The sequence below is a fragment of the Bacillus sp. B1-WWTP-T-0.5-Post-4 genome, from assembly GCF_009183795.1.
Lineage (GTDB): Bacteria > Bacillota > Bacilli > Bacillales > Bacillaceae_G > Bacillus_A > Bacillus_A cereus.
Genome location: NZ_WEIJ01000001.1, coordinates 698,283 through 713,087 on the forward strand (window position 1 = coordinate 698,283; position 14,805 = coordinate 713,087).

A 14,805-nucleotide genomic window follows, 5' to 3' on the forward strand; every position below is an offset into this window, starting at 1 on the left:
TAAACCACGCCTCCATTCTTTATATACCTGTCTCTACGCTGCTAACATTCTAATTCCAGCAGTAACGAAGCTTAACATTCCTATCACTAGTACAATGAACAACCATTTCCGCTCTGGTTTTCTATAATATAAAATTCCACTTATTAGCATTACGATAAATCCACTTACCAGGTTCAGCCACAGTCCATTAAGCATGAATACCTTCTCCATCCATTACATTTAAGAAATATTCCTCTAAAGAACTATGTTTCTTATTAATACTTTCAATTTCCACATCGTTCATAATAAGTGCTTTTGAAATGGCTTGCTGTGTCACCGCCACTTCATAAACCCGAATCATGTTTCCACTCATTATTTTGTAGTTTTTTATACCAAGTTTATCTTCTAAAATATAAGCTGCACGCTTCACATCAGGAACAGTAATTTCAATGTACTCTGTTTGTTTTCCGTTAATACTCTTCATTGAAACTTCTTTTATTAGTTTTCCATTTTGAATGACACCAATTGTATCCGCCATTAATTCCATCTCACCTAAAATATGGCTAGAAACTAATAATGTAATGCCATATTCTTTGCAGAGCATTTTAAATAAGTCTCTTAATTCTTTAATACCAATTGGATCTAAACCGTTAATGGGTTCATCTAAAATGAGTAATTCTGGCTTTGTTACGATTGCCCTTGCAATACCGAGTCGTTGTTTCATTCCTAATGAAAAATCTTTTACTTTTTTATTATCTATACCTTGCAGCTTCACTAAATGTAAAGCATGGTCAATTTCATTTCTATCGTAATAGCCCATATATTCACAATGTAATTCTAAGTTTTCTTTCGCCGTTAATTTATCATAAAAGATTGGATATTCAATAATCGTCCCCATTCTCTTTAATACTTCATAAGATGTATCTGTTAACTTCTCACCGAAAATTTCAATCTCACCGCTCGTCGGTTTTATTAAATTTGTAATCATTTTCATAATCGTTGTTTTACCAGCACCGTTTGGTCCTAAAAAACCGTAAATTTCTCCTTTTTTCACATGCATGTTAACACCGGAAATAACTTCTTTCCCTTTAAACACTTTCGTTAACTGATTTGTTTTTAATATATATGTCATGTTACTTTCCCCTTTCGCAATACTCTATATTTCTATAATAGACAACGGAAATCTCTTTTTTCTTACCCGTTTCTTACAAATTCCTTACGCTGAAAAAAAGCTTGTAGAATCTACTTCTCTACAAGCTAAAACTGCATCTTTTTTAATGCAACTGTAAAAATTGTTTTTTCATACGGCTTACTAGAAAGATGAATTTTTCCATCCATCGCTTCCACAAGCCTTTTCGTAATCGTTAACCCTAAACCGCTCCCTTGGTACAATCTATTTCTTGAATCTTCAAGTGTGTACATACGCTCGAACACTTTATCAATATGCGATTCATCAATTCCTTTTCCTGTATCCCATACGTCTATATACACATTCGTTTCATCATCTCTTAACGTCATACCAAGTGTCTTTCCATCGTCTCCATATGTAATCGCATTTGATATTAAATTGTTCAATACCCTGCCTAATACTTCTACATTTCCAAGTGCATATATATTTCTTTCCGGTATATCAATATGAACATGAAAACCTTTCGATGTTACTAAATCATAAAAAGATAAAATCTTCTCACGACAAACCTCATTCATATTTACTTTTGTCATCTCGATTGCCTTGTCACCAGATTCTAGTTTTGCTAAATCAAAAAACTTATGAATCAGTTCCATTACTTCTAGTGTTTTCACATGCACCTTTTCAAGTAATATTTGCTGTTCTTCTTTATTCATCGTTTTGTCCTTATTTAACATTTCTGTATATCCAAGAATAACTGTTAGTGGCGTCTTTAAATCATGTGAAATATTTGAAAGCATTTTTCTCATCGAAATTTCTACTTTTGCATGATCTGCATTCGTTTTCTGTTTTGCATCTAATAATTGATTAATTGCCACTAATAATTTTTGCAATTCTAGATCATCTGTCATAACGAGTAACTTCTCGCCCGTTTGTACATTTACAATATTTTCTAACTTTTCATATGTGTATCGTAAATTTTTACTACTATTTTTTCTCATTTTATATTGTATGTAAATGACACATAACAATATAAAAATAATACTTATTAACAAATTGACCATATTACATCACTTCCAACTTATAGCCGATACCCCATAACGTTTTAATATATTCTGGATTAGATGGATCACTTTCGATTTTCTCACGCAACCTTCTCATATGAACATTAATAACGTTATCGTCACCGTAATACTCTTCGTTCCAAATTAGTGTATATATTTGTGCTTTTGTAAATACACGATTTTGATTCTTTACAAACAATTTTAGAATCTCAAATTCTTTTAAAGTAAGTTTGAGAGGCTTCCCGTTTTTTTCTACAGTAAAATTAATTGGATCAATCGTTAAATCACCAATTTGAATCATCTTTTCTGTTGTTTCTGTAGCCGAATATTTCGTAGATCTTCGAATACCTGCCTTTACACGTGCAGCTAATTCAATCATAGAAAATGGCTTACAAATGTAATCATCTGCTCCAAGTCCTAATCCAACAGCTTTATCAACATCTGTATCTTTTGCCGACATCATTAAAATCGGAACAGCACTTTTTTCTCGAATGATTCGTACAACCTCTAAGCCATCTAGCTTCGGCATCATAATGTCGAGGATAATCAAATCAAATGAACCTTTTAAATATGTGTTCACGCCTTCTTCTCCATCAGACGCAATTGTTACTTGAAAGCCCTCTTTTATCAAATACTTTTCCACCATCTCTTGAATTGAGAGATCATCTTCAACTAATAAAATATGATGTGACATATGTCTATCCCCTTTTTACAAACGTTAACAACTCAATTGTATCGTAACTACTACAGACTGGAAACAAATATATGAATTTTCAAACCAACTTCCCTTCCTTCCTTAACAATGATATGATGAAATTCACTATGATTGTTCATAATTAACTTTATATAAAGGAGACTTATCATGTCAGAAAACAAAAAAGTAAGCTTAGCTGATTTAATGCGTGAACAACTTGCTAAGAAAAAGCAAGGAAATGGAAATGGTCAAAATGCAAAAAATCAAAGCCAAGAAACAAAAAAACTACAAAATCAACAAACGAAAAAGACAAACAACCAACGTAGACGTACAGGTGTGTAAATGAACGGACAAAAACGTTCTAATATCGCACCCGGTCTTGAAGTTGATATTGTATTAAAACAAGATCAACGAACAGGTAAATTAACACGTGGCATTGTAAAAGATATTTTAACAAACTCCCCTTCCCATCCGCATGGCATTAAAGTGCGATTGCAGGACGGACAAGTCGGTAGAGTACAAAATATCGTTCAATAAGAAAAGGAGCTCAAGTAAACTCGAGCTCCTTTTCTTTATTAACCTTTAATTTTCTCGATGAAAACTACTTTTAAATAGTCTCCTTCTTTAAATTGATCAATGGTACGGAAATCTTCTGGTAAAGAATGTTCTTCTAATATTTTATATTTGCCATTCATTTCTTTAAAGGCTGTATCGATAAAGCCTTTAAACTTTTTCATATCGAATGCGCTACAATTTGTAGAAGCAACGATAATTCCGTTATTTTCTGTAATGGCAATTGTTTCTTTTAATAAGTTTTTATAATCTTTCGCTGCACTAAATGTATATTTTTTTGATCGGGCGAAGCTTGGAGGATCAAGTACGACCATATCAAATTTCATCTTTTTCTTAGCTGCATATTTGAAGTAAAGAAATACATCTTCTACAATAATATCTTGTGCTTCATAATCAACTTCATTTACACTAAACTGCTCAATCGTTTTACTTAAACTACGATTTGCAAGGTCGACACTCGTCGTTTTACTCGCTCCACCAAGCGCTGCAAATACAGAGAAAGCACCTGTATAAGAGAACATATTTAACACAGTTCTTCCCTTCGCATATTTATCACGAATTTGTTTTCGCACGTTACGTTGATCTAAAAATACGCCAACCATCGCTCCGTCATTTAAATAAACAGCGAAGTTCACACCATTCTCTTTTACGATAAGCGGGAACTCACCGCGCTCTCCTGCTACGAAATCATCGCCTTCAATGTATTTCCCTTTCGTATCAAAACGCTTTTTCTCATAAATACCTTTAAAGTTTGCTACTTTTTGAAGAGCGGCTATAATCTCATCTCTGAAAGTGTAAATCCCTTCACTATACCAACTTACTACGTAGTAGCCATCATAATAATCGATAATTAGTCCTCCAAGACCATCACCTTCACCATTCACCACACGGAATGCTGTCGTATCACTTGATTTGTAAAATTGCTTTCGTTTATGTAAGGCAGATTTGATTTTACTTTCAAAGAAAGATTGATTAATTTGTTCACTCTCTTTTCTCGTTAAAATCCAGCCATATCCTTTATTTTGTTTTCCATAATAACCTTTTCCGACAAAGTTGTTCTTCTCATCTACTACTTTAATGATTGTTCCTTCTTCCTGAACATCATTTAAATTTTGAATCGCATCTTTTAAAATAAGCGGATATCCACTTTTAATTTCTTTTATAAATTTCGGTTTTATTTTTACTGTTACTTCTGATCGCATATAATAACTTCCTTTCCATTTGCATGCTTTCTCTACAGGAAGCATTTAAAAAACGAGACTGAAAAAACAGCCTCGTTTCACTATACCATATTATTGCTTTGCTAGTACAACTAGCTCATTCTCGCACTTAATCGCCACATATTTACTACGTTTTGAAATGAAAATCTCACTGTCCAAAATAATAGAAAAAAACTTATATATTTCACATTTATCATTGACAATGATAATGATTTTCATTATCATTTAATGTATATGAGTTCTTGAAAATATAGCTACATTTATAGGAGGAATAAACATGATTATTGTTACAAATACAGCTAAAATTACAAAGGGAAATGGACATAAATTAATTGAGCGTTTTAATAAAGTAGGTAAAGTTGAAACGATGCCAGGCTTTTTAGGTCTAGAAGTTCTTTTAACGCAAAATACAGTTGATTATGATGAAGTAACAATTAGCACTCGCTGGAATGCAAAAGAAGATTTCCAAGGTTGGACAAAGAGCGCTGCATTTAAAGATGCTCACTCACATCAAGGCGGAATGCCAGAATATATTCTTGATAATAAAATTGCTTACTATGATGTAAAAGTTGTACGTATGCCAATGGCTGCAGCACAGTAAAAACAGTCCTTTTTTAAAGTATAGAATATGAGAAGCGTTACCTATCACTTCTCATATTCTATACTTTTTTCTTTAATTTCTTTTTACTAATTTTGCGTGTACAACTAGCCTTCCAGCCTCTGGATCAAGCGCATAATCACAAGTAGAAAGTGTTACGATTTCATCATTAGCCGTCAATTCCGTATCCGTTTTGTACAGTGATTTTTCTTGAATTTCCTTTAAGAACGATGTATATGCTGCATCATTTTCAAAATCCGTTTCAATGTAATAAAAGTCCGTTGTTGTCGTGTATACTGAAAAAACTTCCACGTCGTATCCTTCAAATAATGTATCGTAATATAATTTACGATGAGACATAAAAAAGTCTTCATCCAACATCTTTTTTAAACTACCAAACATAGAACCGTCTTTCATACGATGGCCATATAAAATCGTATTTCGATTTTGAGATTTCACATCATTACGATGGTCCATAAAAATGCTTCCCGCTCTCATATCTTCACCTTTATAATTACGAAATAAATAGTAATCATTATCTTTTGCTTGAACGATTGGATAATTAATTTGTGTATCATCCATCGTAATCCATCCGACTATCTCTGGATTAATTTTCTGGAGATCCTGAAACTGTTTACGTACCTCTCCATCTTCTGATTTTTCTTCCATTGGACTTCTTTTATAAATATGTTGTGCCTCAGCCATTACTTTACGATTTTCATAATAATCCATGAAAATCCCGCCCAACTCATAAATTGAATAGAAAAAGATTCCTAAAAACACAATTGTAAGTATGCGTTGAAAAAAAGAATTCTTTTTCCGTCCTTTCTTACTATTCAAATTATCACCTCAAAACGGATTATGCTCAGCCTTTAGATTCCCATAGGTACCATGTACAATCCGGTATCTTCATCCTGCTTTACAATGACATCTACACCATATATTGCTTTAACCATTTCTTCTGTTATTACATCATTAGGAATACCTTTCGTAATGATTTCTCCATCTTTCATAACGATAATATGGTCGCTATAACGAATGGCTTGATTAATATCATGTAATACCATTACAATCGTTAGTCCATGCACTTCATTTAACTCTTTCACTAACTCTAATATTTCTAACTGATAGTAAATATCTAAATATGTGGTCGGTTCATCTAAGAAGAGCATTGGTGTATTTTGAGCTAATGTCATCGCGATCCAAACTCGCTGCCTCTCTCCACCAGATAAAGCATAAATTGGCTTATCACGCTTACTTTGTAAACTCGTACATACTAGTGCACGCTCAATCGCTTCTCTATCTTCATCTGTTTGCGGAGAGAATATATTTTTATATGGCATACGCCCGAAGCTTATTAGCTTTTCCACTGTAATATCTGCTGGAGCCTCATTTTGTTGATGGACAACCGCTAGCTTTCTAGCAAACTCTTTCGGTTTATATTCACCAATCGCTTTCCCATCAAGTATTACTTCTCCACTGCTAGGAGCGTGGTTTCTAGACATGACACTAAGTAATGTTGATTTCCCACATCCATTCGGTCCAATGATTGTTGTAATTTTCCCAATTTCTATTTCACTACTAACAGACTTTAAACGATTTGTTACGTTATCGTATGAAAAGGTTACATTTTTAATTTCCATGAACTTTATCACTCTTTCTAAGCAAAAATATTAAGAATGGACCACCAATAACCGCCATAATTGTTGCTGCTGGAATTTCGTTAGGTGGCACAATTAACCTTCCAATTGTATCTGCCGTCAAAATTAATAACGCCCCTGCAAGAGCAGAAAATGGAATTAATACTTTATGGTCTGAACCGACTAATTGTCTTGAAATATGCGGAACTAGTAATCCTACAAAAGCAATAACACCTGCAATCGCTGTTGATACTGCCGCTAAGAGTACTGCAATGGCAGAAATAATAAGACGAACTCTCGTCACGTGCAAGCCTAAGTTTTTCGCAGTCTTATCTTGTAGCGATAATAAGTTACACCAAGCTCCTACGAACAGAGCAAGAATAAGACCAATCGTTCCATAAGTCACCATTATTTCTACATCGCCCCACGTCTTCATTGTTATGTTAGAAGTCGTCGTTTGCTTAATACTCTTAATAAAATACCCACAAATCGTAACGAATGATTCATTTAATCCAGTAAACATTGCATTAATGGCAATACCAATTAAAATAATGCGAAGCGGGCTTAATCCTGATTTCCATGAAAACGAATAAACGAGATAACATGCAAGCGCACCACCTAAAAAGGCGAATACGGGTGTCCAGAAAAAGAATTGCGGGAACAACGTAATAATAACGAGTGTCATAAAACTTGCTCCTGAAGATATACCGATTACCCCAGCATCGGCGAGTGGATTTTTCATAACAGCTTGAAAAAGCACACCTGAAACAGCGAGAGCCGCTCCAGTGAACAACGCAATAATAATACGCGGGAAACGTAAATCTTTAATGACTTCAACATCTTCATTTCCACCTGTAAATATCCCTTGTACAAGTTCAACAATACCTACTTCTAAACTCCCTTTCATCGCTGACAATGATGTCATAACAATAAGCAATGCAGTAACAATGAGGAAACTCCAAGTTTTTTTATTCATTCTACTCTTCCTTTATATTAAAATGCATCACGGATACATCATTTTTTTCAATTCATCTAACGCTTCAATTGCTGCTAAATTGCCTGTCGTTCCAAATAAACGCTCTTCTAAATCGTAAACACGGTTATTTTTAACCGCAGCAAAGTGTTTCCAAATATCATTTGTTTTAAATTCTTTATCAAACATTTTTACAACTTCATCAGGCATACCATGAGCTGCTCGTAAAATAATATCTGGATCAGCTTTCTTTAAATACTCTGTATTAGAAGCTAAATATTCTACTTGTTCACCTTGCACAATATTTTTACCACCTAGTTGTTTCACTAAATCTCCAATATAAGAATGCTCTGTTGCTACTAAATAACTTCCCGGCACACCTAATAAAATAAGCACTGTCGGTTCTTTCTTTCCTTTTACTTCTTTTTGAATGCTAGTAACCTTTTTATCTAATTTAGTTACTACTGCTTCGGCCTGTTTTTCACGCCCATATTTCTTACCTAAATCGCTAATAGAACTTTGCATATTTTTCAAACTCGTTAAATCTAAAAAGTTTGCTTTCATACCCACACCATCAAAAACTGGCTTTAATTCATATTCAAGTGTTGTCACAGATAACACTTCTGAAGGCTTTAATGACTTTACCTTTTCCATATCTGGACTCATTGGATTCCCAACTTCAGGTAAACCTTTATATCGCTTCGGTAAAGTTTTAGAGCTTGTTGGAACGCCAACTAAATCTACTTCTAACGCATCCATAATTTCAGTAACAGCCACTGTTGTTGCAACAACGCGCTCTTTACTCTCACTCTTTACCTGCTTTGCTGTTTCTTTTTTTGGTGATGAGCACCCAGCTATACTCATTAACAAAATGATAGCCATTAGTACACTTGCAATTTTCTTCACTCTCAATCACCACTCCTTTCCATACAATATGAAACAAGTCTTGATGCACGCGAATATGCATCAAGACTCCAAAAATTACAATCTACCTGCTCTATATTTACGAACTAGTAAAGCAAGTGAACCTAGCAGTAACACCATATATAAACCAAGTTGTGCTGTATCTGCAGTTTTTGAGTTTTTCTCTTTTTTCGAATCATTTTTTGTATCTTCTTTTTTCTTCTGACCATCTGCATTTCGGTTAAAATCAGGAGTACCTACTGTTTTTACATTATCTACTTTCGGTGTAGTCACTGGATTTTTCGGTTCATTTTTCGGTTCCTCTTTAAGAGTTCCTAACGCGCCGATATTATTTGTATCAAATTGAATTTGCACATCGTAGAAATGATGGTAGTTCATCTCATCGATGTCTACCTTTACTTTTGCGTTTAATTTTTTAAATAGATCTTCTACTTCAAACTGTACTACTCGCGTATTTACATTTTTATCTTCGCTTACTACTTTCGCATCAGCGAATAGTTCATTGTTTTCCGTTTGGAATTTCGTAATCCACGCACTATTTTTCAGCGTCATCTCAATATATTTTTTACCATCTTTTACGATTAATTTCGCTGGATTTACAACATAGTCATTCATCTTTGAAATCTCATCTGTTTTATCTTTTAATACTTTAAATGTAATATCATATTGGCCATCTACTAAATTTTTCGGATCAACTATTACTCTCGGTTTATTATTTTCACCTTGGTTATTGTTTCCACCTTGGTTGTCGTTTCCACCTTGGTTGTTGTTTCCGCCTTGGTTGTCGTTTCCGCCTTGGTTGTCGTTTCCGTCTTGGTTGTTGTTTTCGCCTTGGTTGTTGTTTCCGCCTTGGTTGTTGTTTCCGCCTGGGGTCCCTAAAGCTTTAATACTGTCTTGATCAAATACAAATTGAACATCATAGACATGGTGATAATTCATTGAATCAATATCTACTTTTACTTTTGCATTTAATTTTTTAGACAAATCGTTTACTTCTACTTCTACTACTCTTGTATTTTGTTCTTTATTTTCACTTAACACTTTTGCATTAACGAAAGAACCATTTTTCTCAAATTCAAATTTCGTAATCCATGTACTATTTGTTAATGTAAACGATACGTATTTCTTACCATCTTTTACTTTTAATACACCTGGGCTTTTTGTGTATGTGTTCATCATTGAGATTTCATCTGTTTGATCTTTTAACACTTTAAAGCCAATGCTGTATTCACCATCTTTAAGAGCTTTTGGATCAATTGTTGTGTTATTATCTTGGTTGTTGTTTTCACCTTGGTTGGTGTTTCCACCTTGGTTGGTGTTTTCACCTTGGTTGGTGTTTCCACCTTGGTTGGTGTTTTCACCTTGGTTGGTGTTTCCACCTTGGTTGGTGTTTTCACCTTGGTTGGTGTTTCCACCTTGGTTGGTGTTTCCACCTTGGTTGGTGTTTCCACCTTGGTTGGTGTTTCCACCTTGGTTGGTGTTTTCACCTTGGTTATCTAACGGCTTAATGCTACCTTTATCAAATGCAAATTGAATATCGTAAAAATGGTGATAATTCATTGAATCGATATCTACTTTTACTTTTGCATTTAACTTTTTCGATAAATCTGGTACTTCTACTTCCACTACGCGTGTATCAGTTTTTTTATCTTCACTTATTACATTTGCATCAACAAACGAACTATTTTTCTCAAATTCAAATTTTGTAATCCAAGAACTGTTCGTTAACGTAAATGATACATACTTCTTACCATCTTTTACTTTTAGCACACCTGGACTTTTTGTATATGTGTTCATCATTGAAATTTCGTCTGTTTGATCTTTTAATGCCTTAAAATTGATGCTGTATTCACCATCTTTAATTGTTTCAGCATCTGGTTTTTCTACTTCTGGTTTTTCTGCTTCCGGTTTTTCTGCTTCCGGTTTTTCTGCTTCCGGTTTTTCTGCTTCCGGTTGTTTCTCTTCATTTTTAATTTGTTCAAGTTTATCTTGTTCAAATAAAAGTTGTACATCATGCATTTGCTTATAATTTCTTGATGCCATTTCGATAAATACTTTTGTATTTAGTTTTTTAGATAAATCGTTTACTTCAAACTCTACTACTCTTGTATCTTTTTCCTTATCCTCACTCACTACTTTTGCATCAACAAATGCGCCATCTTTTTCCGTTTGGAAATTTTTAATTAATGAGCTACTTTTTAGTGTTACAATTGCTTTTTTCTTACCGTTTTCTACTTTTAATACTCCTGGATTTACCATGTAACTATTCATCTTAGATTCTTCATCTGTTTGATCTTTTAACACTTTAAATGGAATGCTGTACGCACCATCTGTAATTGTGTTAGAATTTGGTTGTTGATCTGGGTCAGGCTTTTGGTCGGGCTTCTGACCTGGATCGGTAGTTTCATTTGGATCTGGCTTATTAGCTGGGTCCTCTTTTTCATTTGGTTTTTCTACATGAATTGGTGTAATGCTATTTTGATCAAATGCAATACGAACGTCGTACTCATGATGATAATTTAAAAAATCAATATCTACTTTTACTTTTGCATTTAATACCTTCTCTACATCTTCTACATCAAATTCTACTACTCTTGTATCTTTTTCTTTATCTTCACTAATTACATTTGTCGCAACTAGCTTACCTGCTTTTTCTGTTTCAAATTTCGTAATCCATGAACTATTTGTTAATGTAAAGGATACTTTCTTTTTCCCATCCTTCACTTTTAAAGTTCCCGGACTTACTGAATATTGATTCATCATCGATTCTTCATCTGATGTATCTTTTAAAACTTTGAAGCCAATTGAATATTCACCGTCAGCCAACTTGGTAGCTGCTTGAACTGCAAGTGGTTGTAATGTTGATACGAATGTAAATATCATTAAAAACATAGCAACAATAATTTTTGTATACCTGTTCAATGGAACGACTCTCCCTTTTGAAAATTATTTAATACTGTTCCCATCAAATACAAAGCGAATATCATACGAAGCATTATAATTAATAATTGGAATATTAATTTTCACCTTGCCATTTAGTTTTTTTGACAAGTCAGCAACTTCAAATTCTACAACTCTAGTATTATCTTTTTTGTTTTCACTTAACACGGTTGTTTCTACAAATTGACCATCTTTTTCTACTTGGAAACTTTTAATAGAAGCACTATCTTTCACTTTAAATGAAACATATTGTTTTCCATTTTTAACTGTTAATGTTGCTGGGCTTTCAAAATAACTATTCATTCTAGACGATTCATCTTTATCGCCTTTCCATACAGTAAAAGCAATATTATATTTTCCATCAGCTAGTTTTGTAGCAGCCTTTGCATCTTGTAAACCTAGTGTTGCGATAAATGTAAATAAAACAGCAAATACGGCAATAATCATTTTAAATTGTTTAAACATATATTCATCACCCTTCAAAAGATTTATTTACTCAATTTCACTTTACGAATTAAGAAAGCACCTGAAATAAGAATTAACGCTGCAAACAATCCAATACGTGCTTCATCGCCTGTTTTTGGGTTATCTGTTTTTTCAGCTTTTCCATTTTCATTTTTTGTTTCTTTATTCACTTCTTTAGCTGTTTCCTTACTCTCTACTTTTGTTTTCTCTTCTTTTACTTGTGTATCTGTTTTCGCTTGATCATTATTTTTTGTTGTAGCAGCTACGCCATTATCGCCACCTACAGCTTTTACATTTGCATCAAAAGCAAAACGAATTGTGTAGTGGTGGTCATAGTTTGCACTTGGTACAACAACATGAATTTTTACAGCTGCCGGTTTGGATAAATCATCTACTTTAAACTCTACTGTTCTTTTATCTGCCGATTCATCTTTACTAACAACTTTCGCATCAACAAAATTTCCGTTCTCTGGTGCTTTAAATTCTGTAATCCAAGCACTATGATTCATCGGAACTTGTACTCTCATCTCACCGTTTTTCACTATTAATTTTGCCGGCTTTTCAAAATAGTCATTTGCCATTGAAGCTGAATCATTTTCCGCTTTTTGAATTACGTAATTAATATCGTAAGTACCATCAGCTAGTTTTGCTGAAGCATTCCCGTATGGCATTACAAGAAAAGCTAGCATACATACGAACGTTATAATAAAAGCGGGTAATACAGAAACCTTTTTCATTTTTCTTGTTTCCTCCTTGGTTATCTTTCATTTCACTTTTTCCGAAAATGATAATTATTCTCAATTCATAAGAAAAAAATAATCTCTTCTACCTATTATTTAATTAGCATTCTTTTATGTAACATAAGCGTTATTGATTATCATTCTCATTTAATGTTAAAAATAATATCTCACCCTATTCCTTATACGAAGGCATAGAAACTGAGAAAAAATTATAAAACGTATTTATTGATTATCATTCTCAATGTAAGTCAAAAAAAATAAACTTTCTCTTCTCCTCTTCTTTCACCTCTTCCCATAACAACACTATAGTTATAGAAACCCCGTTTCCCTCACTTCCCTTCCAATATTTCCACAACTAAGTCAATCTTAGCCTACTCATAAATTTTTTGTCAACTATATTACGTATAAAATTTTTAATATCTAAATTTCTCTATATGCAGCTTTTTTTACAAAAAAAGAGACTTTCTATTATAGAAAGCCTCTTTTCTCTATTTTTCTACAGCAATTTCCTGCTTTTGAAACTTAGAAACTATATAACCAAATCCTATACCGATTATGCCTGGAACTAACCAACCAATTCCTACACTATATAATGGAATCTTATCTAAAATAGGTGCTAGCGCTGCAATTTGAAGGTTTGCATTGTGTAACCCATCAAAGAAACTTATTGCAAATGCTCCTACAATCCCGCCCACATACATCGCTAATGGAAGACGAACGTAGTTTTCAACAAGTGATAATACGATAAGTACGATTCCAATTGGATAAATTGCGATTAAGATTGGTAATGCTAATGCATTTAACTGAGTTAACCCAAGGTTTGCTACCATAAATGCTAATACACAGAAAATGAAAATGACTTTTTGATAAGAAAGCTTTGGTAATAAAGAAGAGAAGTAATCACCACAAGCTGCAACAATACCTACAGAAGTTGTTAAACATGCTGCTGTAATTGCGATCCCTAGTAATAAAGTTCCGTAGCTACCAAATAAATGATTCACGACATTTGTTAAAATAATTCCTCCGTTTGCGCCCATTCCAAGTGACACACTAGAAGCTCCAAGATAAGCAAGTGCTAAATACACAAGTAGTAGACCAAGCGCTGCAATAAATCCTGCAAAGATTGTTACTTTTGCAATACTGTTTTTATTTGTAATTCCTTTTTCTTTTAACGCATGAATTACAACATTTCCGAATACCAGTGCTGCAAGTCCATCTAAAGTTAAATATCCATCAATAAATCCTTTAAAGAGAGGAGCACTATACGCTTCTGTCGGTGCACCAAATTCTCCAATTGGTGTAATAAGTGCTTTACCTACGATAATTGCAATAACAGCTAATAATATTGGAGTTAGCACCTTACCAATACGACCCACTAATTTCGAAGGATTTAAAGCTAAATAGAAAGTGACTGCAAAGAAAATAAGTGTAAAGATAACAAGTGGATATGACTGACCAGCTATCTCACTTGGTAAAAACGGTGCAACACTCATCTCATAAGCTACTGTTCCTGTACGCGGTACACTTACGAATACGCCTAAACATAAATAAATTGCAGTGATAAAAACAAGTGCGAATATAGGATGTACACGTCCTGCTAGCTCATTAATATCTCCCTTTAAAGCTATAACAATTACTCCTAATAAAGGTAGTCCAACGCCTGTTACGATAAAACCAAACAGCGCGATCCATACGTCCGTTCCAGCACCTTGCCCTAACGCTGGTGGAAAAATCATATTACCTGCACCAAAAAACAGTGCAAATAACATTAAACTTATTGCAAACATCTCCGAAAACTTTAAAGATGATTTCATTTCTACTAACCTCCTAAAATAATAAATTAACAAAATATTCTGAATTAAAATC

General features: G+C 33.7%; 16 protein-coding genes. 3 read left to right on the forward strand and 13 right to left on the reverse strand.

The genetic code is table 11. The annotated features are described in order from the left end of the window. Positions 1-33 precede the first annotated feature (33 nt). From GBN91_RS28725 to GBN91_RS03790, 4 genes are all read right to left on the reverse strand, one after another. Entirely contained in the window at positions 34-195 is a 162-nt protein-coding gene (locus GBN91_RS28725) for a hypothetical protein (RefSeq protein ID WP_000931813.1), read from the reverse strand. Continuing rightward, entirely contained in the window at positions 188-1,111 is a 924-nt protein-coding gene (locus tag GBN91_RS03780; protein WP_000221071.1) for an ABC transporter ATP-binding protein, read from the reverse strand. The genes GBN91_RS28725 and GBN91_RS03780 overlap by 8 nt, the downstream gene beginning before the upstream one ends. Positions 1,112-1,236: 125 nt before the next feature. Further along, positions 1,237-2,172 (reverse strand): HAMP domain-containing histidine kinase, encoded by a 936-nt coding sequence (locus GBN91_RS03785; RefSeq protein WP_016125943.1) that lies wholly within the window; start codon positions 2,170-2,172, stop codon positions 1,237-1,239. Between the two features lies 1 nt (position 2,173). Continuing rightward, the gene (locus tag GBN91_RS03790) at positions 2,174-2,866 is read right to left on the reverse strand and encodes a response regulator transcription factor (protein ID WP_000018056.1); all 693 of its coding nucleotides are present in this window, start codon (positions 2,864-2,866) and stop codon (positions 2,174-2,176) included. Positions 2,867-3,034: 168 nt separating this feature from the next. Between GBN91_RS03790 and GBN91_RS28730 the strand changes: the two genes are divergently transcribed. Together GBN91_RS28730 and GBN91_RS03795 are read left to right on the forward strand one after the other, a co-directional pair. Next, on the forward strand, positions 3,035-3,208 hold the full coding sequence (locus tag GBN91_RS28730; protein ID WP_001293578.1) for a hypothetical protein: 174 nt from the start codon (positions 3,035-3,037) through the stop codon (positions 3,206-3,208). Then, the gene (locus tag GBN91_RS03795) at positions 3,209-3,403 is read left to right on the forward strand and encodes a YwbE family protein (protein WP_001014310.1); all 195 of its coding nucleotides are present in this window, start codon (positions 3,209-3,211) and stop codon (positions 3,401-3,403) included. 38 nt (positions 3,404-3,441) lie between these two features. Here the strand turns inward: GBN91_RS03795 and GBN91_RS03800 are convergent, their stop codons facing one another. Next, complete coding sequence (locus tag GBN91_RS03800; RefSeq protein ID WP_006916399.1) at positions 3,442-4,641, reverse strand: class I SAM-dependent rRNA methyltransferase; 1,200 nt, start codon at positions 4,639-4,641, stop codon at positions 3,442-3,444. Positions 4,642-4,936: 295 nt separating this feature from the next. Here GBN91_RS03800 and isdG point away from each other — a divergent pair, with 295 nt between their 5' ends. After that, on the forward strand, positions 4,937-5,260 hold the full coding sequence (gene isdG, locus GBN91_RS03805) for a heme oxygenase (protein ID WP_000587818.1): 324 nt from the start codon (positions 4,937-4,939) through the stop codon (positions 5,258-5,260). 72 nt (positions 5,261-5,332) lie between these two features. Here the strand turns inward: isdG and srtB are convergent, their stop codons facing one another. The 8 genes from srtB to brnQ6 form a co-directional block, all read right to left on the reverse strand. Next, positions 5,333-6,097 carry a class B sortase gene (gene srtB / locus GBN91_RS03810; RefSeq protein ID WP_001086120.1) on the reverse strand — a complete coding sequence of 255 codons (765 nt, stop codon included), beginning with the start codon at positions 6,095-6,097 and terminating at the stop codon, positions 5,333-5,335. Positions 6,098-6,129: 32 nt separating this feature from the next. After that, complete coding sequence (locus GBN91_RS03815; protein ID WP_152121261.1) at positions 6,130-6,900, reverse strand: ABC transporter ATP-binding protein; 771 nt, start codon at positions 6,898-6,900, stop codon at positions 6,130-6,132. Further along, positions 6,890-7,873, reverse strand: coding sequence for a FecCD family ABC transporter permease (locus tag GBN91_RS03820; protein WP_001036848.1), 984 nt, complete (start codon positions 7,871-7,873; stop codon positions 6,890-6,892). The genes GBN91_RS03815 and GBN91_RS03820 overlap by 11 nt, the downstream gene beginning before the upstream one ends. A 27-nt stretch (positions 7,874-7,900) precedes the next feature. Beyond that, a complete protein-coding gene (isdE, locus tag GBN91_RS03825) occupies positions 7,901-8,782 on the reverse strand; it encodes a heme ABC transporter substrate-binding protein IsdE (protein ID WP_152121262.1) in 882 nt (293 codons plus the stop codon). Between the two features lie 69 nt (positions 8,783-8,851). Next, positions 8,852-11,716 carry an NEAT domain-containing protein gene (locus GBN91_RS03830; protein ID WP_152121263.1) on the reverse strand — a complete coding sequence of 955 codons (2,865 nt, stop codon included), beginning with the start codon at positions 11,714-11,716 and terminating at the stop codon, positions 8,852-8,854. Positions 11,717-11,740: 24 nt separating this feature from the next. Then, a complete protein-coding gene (locus tag GBN91_RS03835) occupies positions 11,741-12,199 on the reverse strand; it encodes an NEAT domain-containing protein (protein WP_000476164.1) in 459 nt (152 codons plus the stop codon). A gap of 23 nt (positions 12,200-12,222) precedes the next feature. Then, positions 12,223-12,936, reverse strand: a complete 714-nt coding sequence (isdC, locus tag GBN91_RS03840; protein WP_000757953.1) for a heme uptake protein IsdC — start codon at positions 12,934-12,936, stop codon at positions 12,223-12,225. A 491-nt stretch (positions 12,937-13,427) separates the two neighbouring features. Beyond that, positions 13,428-14,753 carry a branched-chain amino acid transport system II carrier protein BrnQ6 gene (gene brnQ6, locus GBN91_RS03845; RefSeq protein ID WP_152121264.1) on the reverse strand — a complete coding sequence of 442 codons (1,326 nt, stop codon included), beginning with the start codon at positions 14,751-14,753 and terminating at the stop codon, positions 13,428-13,430. Positions 14,754-14,805 lie beyond the last annotated feature (52 nt).

Excerpts from the sequence above, each read along its gene's own strand:
- GBN91_RS28725 (WP_000931813.1), bottom strand. The coding sequence starts at position 195 with ATGCTTAATGGACTGTGGCTGAACCTGGTAAGTGGATTTATCGTAATG.
- GBN91_RS03780 (WP_000221071.1), bottom strand. The coding sequence starts at position 1,111 with ATGACATATATATTAAAAACAAATCAGTTAACGAAAGTGTTTAAAGGG.
- GBN91_RS03785 (WP_016125943.1), bottom strand. The coding sequence starts at position 2,172 with ATGGTCAATTTGTTAATAAGTATTATTTTTATATTGTTATGTGTCATT.
- GBN91_RS03790 (WP_000018056.1), bottom strand. The coding sequence starts at position 2,866 with ATGTCACATCATATTTTATTAGTTGAAGATGATCTCTCAATTCAAGAG.
- GBN91_RS28730 (WP_001293578.1), top strand. The coding sequence starts at position 3,035 with ATGTCAGAAAACAAAAAAGTAAGCTTAGCTGATTTAATGCGTGAACAA.
- GBN91_RS03795 (WP_001014310.1), top strand. The coding sequence starts at position 3,209 with ATGAACGGACAAAAACGTTCTAATATCGCACCCGGTCTTGAAGTTGAT.
- GBN91_RS03800 (WP_006916399.1), bottom strand. The coding sequence starts at position 4,641 with ATGCGATCAGAAGTAACAGTAAAAATAAAACCGAAATTTATAAAAGAA.
- isdG (WP_000587818.1), top strand. The coding sequence starts at position 4,937 with ATGATTATTGTTACAAATACAGCTAAAATTACAAAGGGAAATGGACAT.
- GBN91_RS03815 (WP_152121261.1), bottom strand. The coding sequence starts at position 6,900 with ATGGAAATTAAAAATGTAACCTTTTCATACGATAACGTAACAAATCGT.
- GBN91_RS03820 (WP_001036848.1), bottom strand. The coding sequence starts at position 7,873 with ATGAATAAAAAAACTTGGAGTTTCCTCATTGTTACTGCATTGCTTATT.
- GBN91_RS03835 (WP_000476164.1), bottom strand. The coding sequence starts at position 12,199 with ATGTTTAAACAATTTAAAATGATTATTGCCGTATTTGCTGTTTTATTT.
- isdC (WP_000757953.1), bottom strand. The coding sequence starts at position 12,936 with ATGAAAAAGGTTTCTGTATTACCCGCTTTTATTATAACGTTCGTATGT.
- brnQ6 (WP_152121264.1), bottom strand. The coding sequence starts at position 14,753 with ATGAAATCATCTTTAAAGTTTTCGGAGATGTTTGCAATAAGTTTAATG.